Source organism: Enterococcus sp. DIV0187 (assembly GCF_051713785.1).
Taxonomy (GTDB): domain Bacteria; phylum Bacillota; class Bacilli; order Lactobacillales; family Enterococcaceae; genus Enterococcus_A; species Enterococcus_A avium.
This window is the reverse complement of record NZ_JBIOQO010000001.1, coordinates 1,012,501-1,029,090: the sequence shown is the minus strand read 5'-3', so window position 1 is coordinate 1,029,090 and position 16,590 is coordinate 1,012,501. Positions and strand designations below refer to the sequence as shown.

Below are 16,590 nucleotides of genomic sequence, written 5' to 3'. Positions count from 1 at the left end.
TTTTTTCTTTTGTCAAAAATTTCTTTTTAGTTATTTTAAAATCATCCAAACACTCGAAAAAATCCCTATTTGTCCTTATTTGTCAACAAAAAAAGAAATAAACACTAATCTAATCAGTTGTTAATCTGACCAATATTTGTATTTTTTGTCAACCTTTTTACTAAAAGTAAAATTAGGCTGTTATAAGTTAAAATAACGATATTTACATTAAAAAAGAAATGGTATAAACTGCATTTAACAACTGAATGATGTTGTTATATCAATGTTTTTATTTGTCAACAGTAATATAAGAAGGAAGGAGATATTAAGTATAAAAGAACAATTGTTGACAAAAATGAAATATACATAGTTTCAAAGGAAATGATTGATAAAAAAAGATATTGAAGGTATCATGCTGATAATAATTTTTCAGGGAAAGGAGCAGAAATTATTGGAAAATTTTGAGTTAGGGAAAACAAGAGCAACAAAGAAGCAGATAATTGAAGGTAGTGTCAGTAAAGGAATAGTCAAATTAACCAAAGGTTGTTATGCGTTCAATTACTACTTTTTAAATGATGAAGAACAAAAAGTAGAGTATACAAGCGGAAAGTTTAATGATAGTAGCGGAGCATTAAGAGTAAAGAGACAATATAAAAAATGGTTGAAGATAGTAGAGAGAGATTTCAATAAGAATGAGCGAAGAAAGACTATTACTAAAAAAAGAAAAGCTACTAGAAGTAAGAATAGAGAAAAATTATTTCTTCTACTAAAAGAACCAATTTTTCAACAGGAATTACAGAAAGATTGGGAGAATATCACTTACAATTCGAACATGTTGATTTTTGATAGGTTGTACAAGAAAAATCTTTCTATATTTAGTAAATCTGTAGATGCTATTACAGAAACAGATATTGCAGAAATGTTGAATGCAGAGTTAAAAAATGAAGTATCATCAGGAAGTATTAAGATTTATAAATATGCTTTTGTAAAAGTTTTTGATGTAGCGAAAAGGTTAGGTTATATCAGCGAAGAACAAAAAAATGTAGCAAGGAGTTTTAAAATTCCATCTAAAAAAAGTAATGGCAGTAAATCTAAGCGTGGAAAAATCAATATTCTTGATACAGCAGAAGAAAAAATAGTATTAGATGAATTGCATAGACTAGACTACATTTATCAATGTGTTATACGTTTTGTGTTAATGACAGGGCTAAGAAGCGGAGAGGTTAATGCAATAGAATGGAAAGATATTGATTGGGAGAATGGATTATTATATGTTCATCAAACAATGACAGAAATGGCAGGTTACAGTAAAGGAATCGTAGTTAAGACCTATACTAAGAGTAAAGAAGATGAGGATAATCCACGAATTTTACCACTTTATAGTAACCTGAAGGAGTTATTGATAGAATATAAAAGTTGGCAAAATAAGGAGTATTTAAAAAGAGGAATAAGGAGAAAAGATTTAAAACATGATTTCATATTTTGCAAAAATGATGGAACATCCTATGGATTAAGGAGATTTTCTAGAATTTGGCAAATTTTTAGAGATGTTTTGATTGGGGAAGAAAAGCTTACTAAACCAACAAGTTTTCACAATTTAAGAGGTACTTATATAAGCCGTTGTTTAAATAATGAAAGAATACCTGTTTCAACTGTTAAAGAATTGGCAGGTCATTCCAGCACAAGAATTACATTAAAATATTATATCCAAGTTTCCACCTTGGATATTCAAGCTTTAGCAGATAATCATTTTAATTAATGATTGTCTGTTATTTTTGTTTTTGGTATGGTTGACAAATTGTATAAAAGTTGGTAAGTTTTTTTCACCCAAAAACATTGTTTATCCTTGATATAAAGCTGTTTATCCAATGTGTCAGCTCCAAAAAAGTTACGCTTAGTTTGTTATTAACATGATTTTGGTCTAAAGTCAACAATGAAGAGTGCGCCAAATCAACGTTTCTAGCTATGAAATAAACAAAAAACCAGTTACAATATAGTAACTGGTTTTGTCTATGCTTTGGCTTTTTTTGGTGAAACAAAACGCGCCGCAACAAGTGCGATAACTCCAACAATTAGAGAAATAATCGTAGATAATTCAAAGTTATAAGAAGCGCTTTGCAAGGCACCGCCTAGATAACAAACGGCTTGTCCAATTGCGAAAGCCCAAAATAATGTAACTAGATATTTCATCAAGAGCACCTCTTTTCGCAAATATATCTAGGTTCAGTTTAGCATTTTTTTTGAAAATGTAAAGAAAAGGCCTATGAAAATAAGCGGAAAATCTAAATAGAAAACAGGTAATTTTTGTTGAGTTTTAGCGCCAAAAATTTCGTGCTATACTTATTAGTTGATTCATCGACAAAAATAATTACGTTAAATAGGAGGAAATCATGCAAATACCACAACTTTATACGAAAACTTCCTATTCATTATTGAAAAGTACGTTAACGATAGAAGAATATGTCTTAGCAGCCAAGAAACGCGGGTACTCTGCGATTGCGATTACGGATGAGAATGTTTTATACGGCGCGGTCGAGTTTTTTAATGCTTGCAAAAAGTATCAAATGACTGGAATCATTGGCTTGGAATTGGATTTCACATTTGAAGAGTCAATTGAAAAAATCGTGTTCTATGGGAAAAATGTTGCTGGATATCAGGAGTTAATACGTCTATCCAGCACACGGATGATGGCTGAAAAACCGCTGAGCTTAGCAGATTATAAAATTGATGCGAAAAATCTAATCAGCGTTTTACCAGTAGATAACTTGTATGATCCAAGTGAAGCAGTCTTCTCACAGATCGCTGACCTTATTAACGGGGAATTTTATCTAGGGATTTCATCAAAAACAAAGACCTCCGAATTGTCAGAAAGCTGGCCGAAAATAGCACTTCACGAGGTGGCATGTTTGGAAACGGAACAAGCCTTCGCGATAAAAATTATGGGACACATTCAAAACGGTACTCAGCTTCCTCGGGAGGAATTAACGAATCAATTAGGCGATAATTATCTGATGGAGATGGGGAAACTAATCGCTGGTTTTGAAGATAAACAAGCTTTGGCCAATGCACAGCATTTAGCAGAGGCTTGTCAATTTGACTTGCCTTTGCATCAGAAATTGCTGCCACATTATCCAGTACCGAATCAGCAGACAGCGGATGCTTATTTGCAGGAGCTTTGCTGGCAGAAATTACCTGAACGAATCGGTGAGGTGACAGAGGAATACCGCCAACGGCTGACTCGTGAATTAGGGATCATCCATAACATGGGCTTTGATGATTACTTCCTGATCGTCTGGGATGTGATGGATTATGTGCATCGCAGCAAGATCGTCTCTGGCGCTGGACGTGGCTCAGCGGCAGGCTCGCTAGTGGCCTATGTGCTAAGTATTACCGATGTTGATCCGATCAAATACAATCTTTTGTTTGAGCGTTTCTTAAATCCTGAACGAAACAGCATGCCCGATATCGATCTGGATATTCCTGACAATCGTCGTAACCAAGTTCTTCATTATGTTCACGAAAAATATGGACACTTCCATGTTTCTCAGATCGCAACCTTTGGAACGATGGCAGCAAAAATGGTATTGCGGGATGTCGGTCGAGTATTCGGGTTATCTCAAAGTGAAGCGAATCGCTGGTCAAAAGCTATACCAAATCAGTTGAAAATTACTTTACGCGAGGCTTATAACAAATCTGAACCACTAAAGCGATTAGTCGCTCATGATGAGCGAAGTAAATTACTGTTCCAAACAGCATTGACTTTAGAGGGCTTGCCACGGCATGTCTCCACTCATGCTGGCGGAGTAGTGATCAGTGATGTGAACTTAATCAGTGTCGTGCCTCTGCAAAATGGCTCGGAGGATATTTTGTTAACCCAGTTTACGATGTCTGATGTGGAAGCTATCGGACTATTGAAGATGGATTTCCTAGGACTGCGGAATCTTTCCATTATTGATAATGCTCAGCAAAATATTCGCCGCGTGTATCATGAAGAGCTGGATTTGAAAAATGTACCTTTAGATGATCCAGAAACGCTTGCCTTGTTCCAGCGAGGCGAGACAAGTGGTGTGTTCCAATTTGAATCGGCGGGTATTCGTAAAGTTCTAAGAAATCTGCATCCAACATCCTTTGAAGATATCGTAGCGGTGAATGCCTTGTATCGCCCAGGTCCGATGCAAATTATTGATCAGTTTATTGCTCGAAAAAATGGCAAGGAGCAAGTGACTTTTCCTGATGTCTCGGTGCAGGATATCTTGGCACCGACTTACGGCTTTATTGTTTATCAGGAACAAATTATGCAGGTGGCCGCTCAAATGGCTGGCTTTAGCTTAGGCGAAGCCGATATCCTACGCCGCGCTGTCAGTAAAAAGAAAAAAGACTTATTAGATGAAGAAAGGCGTCATTTTGTTGGTGGTGCGATCGGTCGCGGACACAGTCAGAAGAGTGCCGAAGAGGTGTATGACTACATCGAGCGCTTTGCCAATTATGGGTTTAACCGATCCCACTCGGTAGCTTACAGCTTTGTTGGTTATCAAATGGCCTATATGAAGGTTCATTATCCCGGAGCATTTTACACTGCATTGATGCAATCAGTCCGGAATGATCCAAAGAAATTGCGGGAATATATTGCCGAAGCTAATCGAGCAGGTGTGAAATTATTAGCTCCGGATATTAATCGTAGCAGCTACAGTTTTACTTTGGTAGAAAAAGACCTGATCCGTTTTGGATTAGACGCCATTAAGGGTATGCGTCGTGATTTTGTCAGTGATATTTTGACCACCCGCAAAGAGGAAGGACCGTTCAAGTCCTTGGATCAATTCTTATTACGAATCGAAACACGTTGGCTGAAAAATGAGTATATCGCACCGTTGATTTTCATTGGTGCTTTTGATGAGTTGCATCCCAACCGTCGTGAATTGGCCGATGGATTGGAGGGGAAAATTCAAAATGTACAATATAGCGGCGGCAGCATCTCCTTACTAGATGTGATGAGTTTGAAGGAACGACCATCTGAGGATTATACGTTGGCAGAGCGTTTGAATTATGAAGAACAGTATCTAGGTCTTTATGTTTCAGGTCATCCAACTGAAAACTTTCCTAAACTGCTGAAGCAAAAGGATTTACAACCGATTTCTGAACTAACTGTCGGCATTCACGGGAAAATTCTCTTCTATTTAAAAGATATTCGTGAGATTCGAACGAAGAAGGGTGAACAGATGGCCTTCTTAACAGGCAATGATCAAAGCGGCGAAATTTCCTTAACGGTTTTTCCGCAAACCTATCGACGTTTACGCAAAGAGCTTGAGTTAGAAAAAGTCTATCTCGTCCAAGGTAAAGTGGAGCGCAGTAAGTATGATCAGGCGATCCAATTATTAGTGGAAGAAATGACTCTTGCGCAAGTAGCAGAAGAGGACATCAGTGATAAAACTTTGTATTTGCGTGTGCAGGCAGAACAGGATTCTCCTGAAATTCAGCAGGGAATTGCCGAAAGACTTCAACTGTCACCTGGAAAAGTTCCAGTTGTGATCTTCTATGAAAAAAATCGACGGAAGATTGTGCTGGATAAAAAGTTTTGGGTGGGGGTTAATGACACTCTCATAAATGCTTTACGTGACATATTAGGGGAACAAAACGTCGTAATAAGATGATTTCTTGTAACTTTCAAAAACTTTTTGCAAAATACCGCTTTTTCCCGTGGACATCCCAAGACTTTTGGGATGTTTTTTGGTAGAATGTACCATGAATTAAACGATGTATGTTTTTTTGAGAATACTTATGAGGTGAGAAAATGAAACGCATTGGAATTTTAACAAGTGGAGGAGACGCTCCCGGAATGAACGCTGCCGTTCGCGCGGTCGTTCGTAAAGCGATTTTTGAAGGCATGGAAGTTTATGGCATCAATTATGGTTTTGCTGGTCTAGTTGCTGGTGATATTCGTCGTTTGGATGTTGCTGACGTCGGCGACAAGATTCAACGAGGCGGAACTTTCTTATATTCAGCTCGTTACCCAGAATTTGCTACTGAAGAAGGGCAATTAAAAGGGATCGAACAATTGAAAAAATTCGGTATTGAAGGTTTAGTTGTCATCGGTGGTGACGGTTCTTATCATGGTGCGCTAGCTTTGACGAAACATGGTTACCCTGCCGTTGGTATCCCTGGAACAATCGACAATGATATCCCAGGAACAGACTTTACTGTTGGTTTTGATACAGCCATCAACACTGTCTTGGAATCTGTTGACCGCATTCGCGATACAGCGACATCACACGTACGTACTTTCGTCATTGAAGTAATGGGACGTAACGCAGGCGATATCGCTTTATGGTCTGGTGTTGCCGGTGGTGCGGACGAAATCGTTATTCCCGAACATGACTTTGATATGGAACGTATCGCTAAGAAAATCCAAGCAGGCCGTGACCGTGGGAAGAAACATTGCTTGATCATTTTGGCTGAAGGTGTCATGGGCGGAAATGAGTTTGCTGAAAAATTAGCCGAATACGGCGACTTCCATACACGTGTCAGTGTCTTGGGTCACGTGGTTCGTGGTGGCTCACCAAGTGCCCGCGACCGTGTATTAGCCAGCAAATTTGGTTCATATGCCGTTGATTTATTGTTAGAAGGTAAAGGCGGATTATGTATCGGTATCGAAGAAAATGAAGTGATTGCTTCTGATATTGTAGAAACGTTGGAAAACAACAAGCACAAACCAGATTTGTCATTGTACGAATTAAATCATCAAATCTCATTTTAAACTCGTTAATAATAGTGTAGAGCTATATATTATAAACAATCAAGAAACAAGAATGGAGCGTATTACGTAATGAAAAAAACGAAGATCGTTAGTACATTAGGACCAGCAAGTAACTCAGTTGAAACAATCTCAGAATTAATTGAAGCTGGTGCTAACGTGTTCCGTTTCAACTTCTCACACGGAGATCACGAAGAACAACTTACACGTATGAACATGGTTCGTGAAGCAGTGAAAAAGACTGGCAAAGATGTTGGTATTCTTTTAGATACAAAAGGTGCTGAAATCCGTACAACTGTTCAAGATACAACTGATGCAGACTACGGTCGCGCTGGCTATATTGAATTTAACGTAGGCGACAAAACACGTATCTCAATGGACCCAGAACATAAAGGGACGAAAGAAAAAATCGCTGTTACTTACCCAGGCTTATTCGACGATGCACATATCGGCGGACACATCTTATTCGATGATGGCTTGATCGACATGGAAATCATTGACAAAGACGAAGCAAACCGCGAATTGATCATGTTAGTTAAAAACGCTGGTATGCTAGGTTCTCGTAAAGGTGTAAATGCGCCTGGTATTTCAATCAACTTACCTGGTATCACTGAAAAAGATGCAGACGATATTCGTTTTGGTCTAGATAACGACATTAACTTCATCGCTGCAAGTTTTGTACGTAAAGCACAAGATGTTCTTGATATTCGTGAAATCCTTGAAGAAAAAAATATGACACACGTGCATATCTTCCCTAAAATTGAATCACAAGAAGGGATCGATAACATCGACGAAATCATCAAAGTTTCTGATGGTATCATGATCGCTCGTGGAGACATGGGTGTTGAAATCGCTCCTGAATTAGTACCTATGGTTCAAAAACGTATCATCAAAAAATGTAACTACGCTGGTAAACCAGTTATCACAGCGACTCAAATGTTAGAATCAATGCAAGAAAACCCACGTCCAACACGTGCAGAAGCATCTGACGTTGCCAACGCTGTATTTGACGGAACTGATGCTACAATGCTTTCTGGTGAATCTGCAAATGGTAAATACCCAGTTGAAGCTGTTGGCACAATGGCTCGTATCGATATGGAAGCTGAATCTGCATTGTCAGAACTAGGATCATTCCAAATCAACGAATTCGACAAATCAAACGTAACAGAAACAATCGGTCTTTCAGTAGCTCGCGCTGCGAAAAACTTAGGTGTTAAAACAATCGTTGCTGCGACTGAATCAGGTCACACTGCACGTATGATCTCTAAATACCGTCCAGACGCTGACATCTTGGCAGTAACTTTTGACGAACATACAAAACGCAGCTTGATGGTTAACTGGGGCGTATACCCAACAGTTGCTGAAAAACCAACAACAACAGACGATATGTTCGATTTAGCTGCTCAAAAAGCTGTTGACTTAGGTTTTGCTAAAGAAGGCGACTTGATCTTGATTACTGCTGGTGTTCCAGTTGGTGAACGTGGAACAACAAACGTAATGAAAGTTCAAATGATCGGTTCTAAATTATTACAAGCTCAAGGTATCGGTGAATCAACAGTTGTTGCTCATGCAGTTGTTGCTAAAAACGCTGAAGAAGCAATCAAAAAAGCTAAAGACGGTATGGTTTTAGTTGTTCCAACAACTGACAAAGATTACATGCCTGCAATTGAAAAAGCTTCTGCTTTGATCGTTGAAGATGGTGGATTGACTTCACACGCTGCAGTTGTCGGTATCGCTCAAGATATCCCAGTAGTAGTTGGTGCAGATAGCGCGACTTCCACAGTTGTTGATGGTGAATTAGTCACTGTTGATCCTCGTCGTGGAATCGTGTACCGTGGACAAACAACAGCGATCTAAACACTAGATAGTTGTTCCAACAAGAAATATCGGGACTGCGGCATTCATGCCACAGTCCTTTTCTATGAAAGATACAGGGGATCAGACTTGATTATTTTTTTGTGATGGACGTATGTTATCTAGCTCAGTAAAGTAGATAGAATTTTTCTAACCACGCTAAAGTGTGAAGAATAACTGGCAAAGCTGACCGAGTTCGTACAGCCTTTCCTTGATATCCAGCTTTCTGAGCTAGCTTTTTCGACATTAAGCGAAAATTTATATAAATCTGAGAAATGATTTTTATAAATTTTAGTCTTAATGCTCAAAAGCTGTACGAGCTCACAAAGCTTTTAAGGGTGTCTGGCTTCCCGAACTAGATTTTTCAACAATAAGCGAAAATCATTCGAAATCTGAGAACCGATTTAGAATGATTTTAGTCTTATTGCTCAAAATCTGACCGAGTTCGTACAGCCTTTCGGGGTGTCAAGAAAATTTCATTGACAAAGGTTTTTTCCACCTGTATAATATCGATTGTTGCTTAGAGGTGATGAATAATGAAATGGTCGATTGGCGAATTGCGCCGCTATAAAGAAGAAGCACTAAATTTTTCAGAAACGATCGATGTGAATGACGCATTGACAGCCCGTGATAATGAAGTCTTAGCAGTGACTCCGGTTACTGTGGAAGGAATCTTATCTGTCGGAAAAAATGAATATATTTTACATTATCGGTTGAAAACTATTGTAACTGTTCCTTCAGCCCGCTCCTTGGAACCAGTTGATCTGCCACTTGATCTGTCAGTGGACGAAGTATTCATGACACGGGAGCAATGGTCTTCTATGGAAGAAGAACGAGACGAAGAAATCCTTGTCCTAGACAATGATACGATCGACTTGACCGATTCTATCGAAGATAACATTTTATTAGCGATTCCGCTGCAGGTGTTTACTGAAGAAGAGCTGAAATCTTCTGACATGCCAAAAGGCAATGATTGGGAAGTTATCAGTGAAGAAGCGTACTTGCAGAAGAAAGAGGAATCGGCTGAAACAATTGATCCTCGTCTTGCGAAATTATCTGAGTTATTCAATGAATCAGAAGATGACAAGTAAGATTGGAATAAAATGTATCAGTAAATGATACTTCATTTTATAAGGAGGTGTAACACCCAATGGCAGTACCAGCTAGAAAAACATCAAAAGCTAAAAAGAACAAACGTCGTACTCACTACAAATTGACCATTAAAGGATTAAACGAATGTCCTAACTGTGGCGAAATGAAGAAGAGCCATCACGTATGTGCCAACTGTGGCTACTATGATGGAAAAGATGTTATGTCTAAAGAAGCATAAGCACTTTTTAATAGAGAAAGTCAAAACCTCAAGACTAACCATGGAGTCTTGAGGTTTTTTTCTTGGAATTAGGCGAGATAACAATTTGTCATATTTGCGAAAAATCTATCGTTTTTATAAGGATTGGCAGGTTTTATCAAGGCTTTTTAGATTAAAAACACTATTCATTTTCCATTCTCACTTTCTTAGGATATAATGAGAATCGTATTGAGTATTATAGGATGCTAACTCTACTTGGTGTAAATACATAATCAGTAGAAGATTGCATGTGGTGAGAAGCCACCTTATTTTTCCTATAGAAAAATCTGCACATCAATTCGAACTAGGAGGATAATTATGTCAAAACAACAATTCGGCGTCGTAGGTATGGCCGTAATGGGGAAAAATCTAGCATTGAATATTGAAAGTCGCGGGTACTCAGTGGCTTTGTATAATCGTACTGGATCAAAAACCGAAGCGGTAGTAGAAGAACATCCTGATCGCAACTTAAAAGCGACATTTTCAATCGAGGAATTTGTTGCTTCAATCGAAACTCCGCGTCGTATCTTACTAATGGTTCAAGCAGGTCCAGCGACTGACGCAACAATTCAATCACTATTACCGCATTTAGATAAAGGCGATATTCTGATCGATGGAGGAAATACCTTCTTCAAAGACACGATTCGTCGTAACGAAGAATTAGCGAACTCAGGTATCAACTTCATTGGTACTGGTGTTTCTGGTGGTGAAAAAGGCGCATTAGAAGGCCCTTCAATGATGCCAGGCGGACAAAAAGAAGCCTATGACTTAGTCGCTCCAATCTTTGAACAAATCGCTGCAAAAGCAGAAGACGGCGAACCCTGTGTCACTTATATTGGCGCAAATGGCGCTGGTCACTACGTAAAAATGGTACACAACGGTATCGAATATGGGGACATGCAGTTAATCGCTGAATCATATGATTTGATGCAAAACCTACTTGGTTTGTCTGTAGAAGAAATGGCTGATGTTTTCTCAGAATGGAATAAAGGGGAATTAGACAGCTATTTAATCGAAATCACTGCGGACATTTTGACCCGTAAAGATGACGAAGGTACGGATAAGGCGATCGTTGATGTAATCAAAGATGCAGCTGGTAATAAAGGAACAGGAAAATGGACTTCTCAAAGCGCATTGGACTTAGGTGTGCCGCTTCCATTAATTACTGAATCCGTCTTCGCACGTTTCATTTCTGCGTATAAAGAAGAACGTGTGGCTGCCAGCAAAGTTTTATCGGGACCAGCACCTTATAAATATGACGGCGACAAACAAGAATTGATTGAAAAAATCCGTGAAGCATTGTACTTCAGCAAAATCATGAGCTATGCACAAGGGTTCTCTGAGTTACGTGCCGCTTCCAAAGAATTTGGTTGGGATTTACCATTTGGCGACATCGCGAAAATTTGGCGCGCTGGCTGTATCATCCGTGCACGCTTCTTACAAAAGATCACGGATGCCTATGAGAAGGATGCCGATTTGGCAAACTTGATGTTAGATGATTACTTCAAGGAAATTACTGACAAGTACCAACAAGCGGTTCGCGAAGTTGTTGCGATTGCTGTTCAAGCGGGGGTTCCTGTACCAACCTTCTCATCTGCTATCACTTACTATGATTCTTACCGTGCTGAACGTTTACCGGCGAACTTGATCCAAGCTCAACGCGATTATTTTGGCGCACATACCTATGAACGCCTTGATAAAGAAGGGATTTATCACTATAGCTGGTACCACGAAGAATAGCAGAAGTTATTTATAACTTTTACGCGAACTAACTATAGCTTTTTGACAGTTTTAGCCCTATAATGATAAAGGTTTAATGAAATTCAACTTGGAAAGGAACTAAAAAAATGAGTAATATTCTGATCATTGAAGATGAGAAAAATCTAGCTCGTTTTGTCGAACTAGAATTGAAGCACGAAGGCTATGATACAGAAGTTCATTATAATGGTAGAACAGGACTTGAAGCCGCATTGGAAAGTGACTGGGACGCTATTTTACTTGACTTGATGCTGCCTGAATTGAACGGCTTAGAAGTTTGCCGCCGTGTTCGACAAGTAAAAAATACACCAATCATCATGATGACAGCCCGTGACTCTGTGATCGACCGTGTTTCGGGTTTAGATCATGGTGCCGATGACTATATCGTCAAACCATTTGCGATTGAAGAATTGCTAGCACGTTTACGTGCTTTGCTTCGTCGAATCGATATTGAAGGCGATAAGAATGTTGCTAAACAAACGACGATTACTTATCGTGACCTAACGATCGAAAAAGAAAACCGTGTCGTGCGTCGCGGAAATGAAATCATTGAATTAACTAAACGTGAATACGAATTACTATTGACGCTTATGGAAAATGTCAACGTTGTACTTGCCCGTGATGTTTTACTTAATAAGGTTTGGGGCTACGAAACAGAAGTAGAAACAAACGTGGTGGATGTGTATATTCGTTATCTGCGTAATAAGATTGATGTACCAGGAGAAGACAGCTATATTCAAACTGTCCGCGGTACTGGTTACGTTATGCGCTCATGAGAAAATTTATCAAGAAACAACGAGAACTGAAAGGGCCCTCACTCACCATCAAGTGGGCCTTTACAAGTTCTTTCTTTATATTCGTAGTATTTACGATCTTCGCTGTGATCACCTATAAGTCTTCGGTCAATCTGATCGTAACGAAAGAAAGAAACAACGTTGAACGCACAATCTCTGAAGTCACTTCCCGTTTAGCGAATGCGGATGAGGAGTTAACGTTGGTAAATACCTATCGAACGCTAACCGAATCGGGTGCACGGGATAATGCCATGTATGATCAAAACATGACCTTAGAGGGCAATATGATGCGGATTGACGAATTTATCTCAGAATTAGGCCAACGTCAATTATCGTTAGATATCTATAATTTAGACAAAAAGCTAATTTTTAAAACACAAAAAAACTATCAACCCTTAGTTCAGACAAAACGCAAAGAACCGACAATCGTGACTGTAGATGAAAAGAACGGGTTCTTATCAGTAGAACCAATCTATTCAAAAAAAACACGTGAGAAAATCGGGTATGCACAAGTCTTTTATGAGTTATCCGATTTTTACGAGATGCGCAGTAAGTTATTGTTGACATTGATTGTACTAGAAATTGTTTCGCTGCTTCTGAGCAGCTTCTTAGGTTTCTTATTGTCTTCGTACTTCCTGAAACCTGTGAAGATTCTGCGAGATACGATGGAAATCATCAGACAAGACCCACAGGCAGAAGTTCACGTACCTGAGATTACTACAAATGACGAGCTATCTGATTTAGCCGTCATCTTTAACGATGTGATTGATCGTATTCGGATGTATATTGAGCAGCAGGAGCAATTTGTGGAAGATGTTTCTCATGAGTTAAGGACACCAGTTGCCGTGATTGAGGGACATCTGAATATGTTGAATCGTTGGGGGAAAGACGATCCAGAGATTTTGGACGAGTCGATTCAGGCTAGTCTACAGGAACTTGTTCGGATGAAGAGTCTGGTACAAGAAATGCTCGATTTGTCTAGGGCCGAACAAGTAGATGTGTATTACGGGAATGAGACTTCTAAAGCCAAAGAAGTTACAAATCAAGTATTTAACAACTTTAAACTGCTTTACCCTGAGTTTACCTTCACCCTTGATGATGATTTAGATAGTGAAAGAATTTTGAAGATTTATCGTAATCATTTGGAGCAGATTCTAATCATTGTTTTAGATAACGCTGTGAAGTATTCAACTGATCGTAAAGAAGTGCATATATCAGTTTCATCAACCTTAAATAAGTTTGAGATTGCGATTCAGGACTTTGGTGAGGGGATACCAGACGAAGACATTGATAAAGTGTTTAATCGTTTTTATCGCGTCGACAAGGCTCGTGCTCGAACAAAAGGCGGAAATGGACTGGGTCTATCAATCGCTCACAAACTTTTAGAAAGTTATAAAGGGAGTATTAGTGTCGAAAGCTCTGTCGGCAAAGGTACCATCTTTAGAATTTTTATCCCAATGGTAGAAGAGAAAACAGCTGAGTAGAACTTAGCTGTTTTTTTATGCGAAAGTTCAAAAAAGTTTTAGATTAAGATAGCGTTATTTTTGTTTTAAAATCGAACGTTATTTTAGAGTTTTAAATGAACGTTCGAAAAATTAAAAAGATTGAAAAAAACTACAAAAAATAGTTGCATTACTGCTTGAAGATTGCTATATTATTAAATGTTCCCACGAGAACAAAACATCTTGAAAAAAATTAAAAATAATTGTTGACGGATGAATAATCTTGTGGTATTTTTATAAAGTCGCTTGAACGAAACGCGAAGCAAACTTGTTTTTTTATCAAAAAGTTTTTAAATAAAAGTTGTTGACTTTTGAATGGAAACCTGATATGATATAAAAGTTGCTGAAACAAAGCGACGAATAATGTAGACCTTTGAAAACTGAACGAATAAAACAAACCAAATGTGTAGGGCGCTTCTATTATAGAAGCAAACAACATAGCAAGCAATATGCTAGCAAGTCAATTATTACAATTGAGCTTAACAGTCGCAAGACTGTTTCAAACACTTTTTATGAGAGTTTGATCCTGGCTCAGGACGAACGCTGGCGGCGTGCCTAATACATGCAAGTCGAACGCTTTTTCTTTCACCGGAGCTTGCTCCACCGAAAGAAAAGGAGTGGCGAACGGGTGAGTAACACGTGGGTAACCTGCCCATCAGAAGGGGATAACACTTGGAAACAGGTGCTAATACCGTATAACAATCGAAACCGCATGGTTTCGGTTTGAAAGGCGCTTTTGCGTCACTGATGGATGGACCCGCGGTGCATTAGCTAGTTGGTGAGGTAACGGCTCACCAAGGCAACGATGCATAGCCGACCTGAGAGGGTGATCGGCCACATTGGGACTGAGACACGGCCCAAACTCCTACGGGAGGCAGCAGTAGGGAATCTTCGGCAATGGACGAAAGTCTGACCGAGCAACGCCGCGTGAGTGAAGAAGGTTTTCGGATCGTAAAACTCTGTTGTTAGAGAAGAACAAGGATGAGAGTAGAATGTTCATCCCTTGACGGTATCTAACCAGAAAGCCACGGCTAACTACGTGCCAGCAGCCGCGGTAATACGTAGGTGGCAAGCGTTGTCCGGATTTATTGGGCGTAAAGCGAGCGCAGGCGGTTTCTTAAGTCTGATGTGAAAGCCCCCGGCTCAACCGGGGAGGGTCATTGGAAACTGGGAAACTTGAGTGCAGAAGAGGAGAGTGGAATTCCATGTGTAGCGGTGAAATGCGTAGATATATGGAGGAACACCAGTGGCGAAGGCGGCTCTCTGGTCTGTAACTGACGCTGAGGCTCGAAAGCGTGGGGAGCAAACAGGATTAGATACCCTGGTAGTCCACGCCGTAAACGATGAGTGCTAAGTGTTGGAGGGTTTCCGCCCTTCAGTGCTGCAGCTAACGCATTAAGCACTCCGCCTGGGGAGTACGACCGCAAGGTTGAAACTCAAAGGAATTGACGGGGGCCCGCACAAGCGGTGGAGCATGTGGTTTAATTCGAAGCAACGCGAAGAACCTTACCAGGTCTTGACATCCTTTGACCACTCTAGAGATAGAGCTTCCCCTTCGGGGGCAAAGTGACAGGTGGTGCATGGTTGTCGTCAGCTCGTGTCGTGAGATGTTGGGTTAAGTCCCGCAACGAGCGCAACCCTTATTGTTAGTTGCCATCATTTAGTTGGGCACTCTAGCGAGACTGCCGGTGACAAACCGGAGGAAGGTGGGGATGACGTCAAATCATCATGCCCCTTATGACCTGGGCTACACACGTGCTACAATGGGAAGTACAACGAGTCGCGAAGTCGCGAGGCTAAGCTAATCTCTTAAAGCTTCTCTCAGTTCGGATTGTAGGCTGCAACTCGCCTACATGAAGCCGGAATCGCTAGTAATCGCGGATCAGCACGCCGCGGTGAATACGTTCCCGGGCCTTGTACACACCGCCCGTCACACCACGAGAGTTTGTAACACCCGAAGTCGGTGAGGTAACCTTTTGGAGCCAGCCGCCTAAGGTGGGATAGATGATTGGGGTGAAGTCGTAACAAGGTAGCCGTATCGGAAGGTGCGGCTGGATCACCTCCTTTCTAAGGAAATAGTTCATCGAAGATGAACGTTACGGAAACTACACAGGATTGCTTTTATTCGTTCAGTTTTGAGAGGTTTACTCTCAATTAAACAAGCAATATCGGGGCCTTAGCTCAGCTGGGAGAGCGCCTGCTTTGCACGCAGGAGGTCAGCGGTTCGATCCCGCTAGGCTCCATTGATGACGTTAGTCATCATTCGTTCATTGAAAACTGGATACAGAAACAATTTTAAACAAACCGAGAACACCGCGTTGAATGAGTTTTTTAATAAGTTCAATTGCTTATTTATTACTAAGGAACATGATCGCTCATGGGAATTAGTAAGACCCTTGACGAAAGTCAAGATAAGGTTAAGTGAATAAGGGCGCACGGTGGATGCCTTGGCACTAGGAGCCGATGAAGGACGGGACTAACACCGATATGCTTCGGGGAGCTGTAAGTAAGCTTTGATCCGGAGATTTCCGAATGGGGAAACCCAACATCTTTTATAGGATGTTACTTTTCAGTGAATACATAGCTGATTAGAGGTAGACGCAGAGA

The 16,590-nt window shown here is 40.1% G+C and carries 10 protein-coding genes, 1 tRNA gene and 2 rRNA genes (1 of these 13 only partly in view); 12 read left to right on the top strand and 1 reads right to left on the bottom strand.

The window, feature by feature from the left end:
• The first annotated feature begins 430 nt into the window (after nt 1-430).
• Entirely contained in the window at nt 431-1,738 is a 1,308-nt protein-coding gene (locus IGI52_RS05010; protein WP_438780625.1) for a tyrosine-type recombinase/integrase, read from the top strand.
• A 251-nt stretch (nt 1,739-1,989) separates the two neighbouring features.
• Here the strand turns inward: IGI52_RS05010 and IGI52_RS05005 are convergent, their stop codons facing one another.
• Nucleotides 1,990-2,169 (bottom strand): YjzD family protein, encoded by a 180-nt coding sequence (locus IGI52_RS05005; RefSeq protein ID WP_016182170.1) that lies wholly within the window; start codon nt 2,167-2,169, stop codon nt 1,990-1,992.
• 200 nt (nt 2,170-2,369) lie between these two features.
• On the opposite strand from IGI52_RS05005, the gene IGI52_RS05000 reads away from it, so the two are divergent.
• The 11 genes from IGI52_RS05000 to IGI52_RS04950 all read left to right on the top strand — a co-directional run.
• Complete coding sequence (locus IGI52_RS05000; protein WP_438780624.1) at nt 2,370-5,627, top strand: DNA polymerase III subunit alpha; 3,258 nt, start codon at nt 2,370-2,372, stop codon at nt 5,625-5,627.
• A gap of 140 nt (nt 5,628-5,767) precedes the next feature.
• Nucleotides 5,768-6,730: a 6-phosphofructokinase gene (gene pfkA / locus IGI52_RS04995; protein ID WP_016182172.1), complete on the top strand. Its 963-nt coding sequence runs from the start codon at nt 5,768-5,770 to the stop codon at nt 6,728-6,730.
• Nucleotides 6,731-6,799: 69 nt separating this feature from the next.
• Complete coding sequence (gene pyk / locus IGI52_RS04990) at nt 6,800-8,584, top strand: pyruvate kinase (RefSeq protein WP_016182173.1); 1,785 nt, start codon at nt 6,800-6,802, stop codon at nt 8,582-8,584.
• 533 nt (nt 8,585-9,117) lie between these two features.
• On the top strand, nt 9,118-9,672 hold the full coding sequence (locus tag IGI52_RS04985; RefSeq protein ID WP_438780623.1) for a YceD family protein: 555 nt from the start codon (nt 9,118-9,120) through the stop codon (nt 9,670-9,672).
• Between the two features lie 59 nt (nt 9,673-9,731).
• A complete protein-coding gene (rpmF, locus tag IGI52_RS04980) occupies nt 9,732-9,911 on the top strand; it encodes a 50S ribosomal protein L32 (RefSeq protein ID WP_010740070.1) in 180 nt (59 codons plus the stop codon).
• A gap of 336 nt (nt 9,912-10,247) precedes the next feature.
• A complete protein-coding gene (gndA, locus tag IGI52_RS04975; protein ID WP_016182175.1) occupies nt 10,248-11,669 on the top strand; it encodes an NADP-dependent phosphogluconate dehydrogenase in 1,422 nt (473 codons plus the stop codon).
• Between the two features lie 107 nt (nt 11,670-11,776).
• On the top strand, nt 11,777-12,463 hold the full coding sequence (locus IGI52_RS04970) for a response regulator transcription factor (protein ID WP_010740068.1): 687 nt from the start codon (nt 11,777-11,779) through the stop codon (nt 12,461-12,463).
• Nucleotides 12,460-13,965, top strand: coding sequence for a HAMP domain-containing sensor histidine kinase (locus tag IGI52_RS04965; RefSeq protein ID WP_016182176.1), 1,506 nt, complete (start codon nt 12,460-12,462; stop codon nt 13,963-13,965). Before IGI52_RS04970 ends, IGI52_RS04965 begins: the two co-directional genes overlap by 4 nt.
• Nucleotides 13,966-14,491: 526 nt before the next feature.
• Nucleotides 14,492-16,050: ribosomal RNA gene (locus IGI52_RS04960) — 16S ribosomal RNA — on the top strand.
• 103 nt (nt 16,051-16,153) lie between these two features.
• Nucleotides 16,154-16,226 (top strand) — tRNA-Ala (locus IGI52_RS04955).
• Nucleotides 16,227-16,398: 172 nt separating this feature from the next.
• A 23S ribosomal RNA gene (locus IGI52_RS04950) occupies nt 16,399-16,590 on the top strand (it continues 2,720 nt past the right edge of the window).
• Together the 16S and 23S rRNA genes with 1 tRNA gene alongside form the textbook arrangement of a ribosomal RNA operon.

What these genes read in the sequence shown, in the direction of transcription:
- IGI52_RS05005 (WP_016182170.1), bottom strand. Translation starts at nt 2,169, where the DNA reads ATGAAATATCTAGTTACATTATTTTGGGCTTTCGCAATTGGACAAGCC.
- pfkA (WP_016182172.1), top strand. Translation starts at nt 5,768, where the DNA reads ATGAAACGCATTGGAATTTTAACAAGTGGAGGAGACGCTCCCGGAATG.
- IGI52_RS05000 (WP_438780624.1), top strand. Translation starts at nt 2,370, where the DNA reads ATGCAAATACCACAACTTTATACGAAAACTTCCTATTCATTATTGAAA.
- pyk (WP_016182173.1), top strand. Translation starts at nt 6,800, where the DNA reads ATGAAAAAAACGAAGATCGTTAGTACATTAGGACCAGCAAGTAACTCA.
- rpmF (WP_010740070.1), top strand. Translation starts at nt 9,732, where the DNA reads ATGGCAGTACCAGCTAGAAAAACATCAAAAGCTAAAAAGAACAAACGT.
- IGI52_RS04985 (WP_438780623.1), top strand. Translation starts at nt 9,118, where the DNA reads ATGAAATGGTCGATTGGCGAATTGCGCCGCTATAAAGAAGAAGCACTA.
- IGI52_RS04965 (WP_016182176.1), top strand. Translation starts at nt 12,460, where the DNA reads ATGAGAAAATTTATCAAGAAACAACGAGAACTGAAAGGGCCCTCACTC.
- IGI52_RS04970 (WP_010740068.1), top strand. Translation starts at nt 11,777, where the DNA reads ATGAGTAATATTCTGATCATTGAAGATGAGAAAAATCTAGCTCGTTTT.
- gndA (WP_016182175.1), top strand. Translation starts at nt 10,248, where the DNA reads ATGTCAAAACAACAATTCGGCGTCGTAGGTATGGCCGTAATGGGGAAA.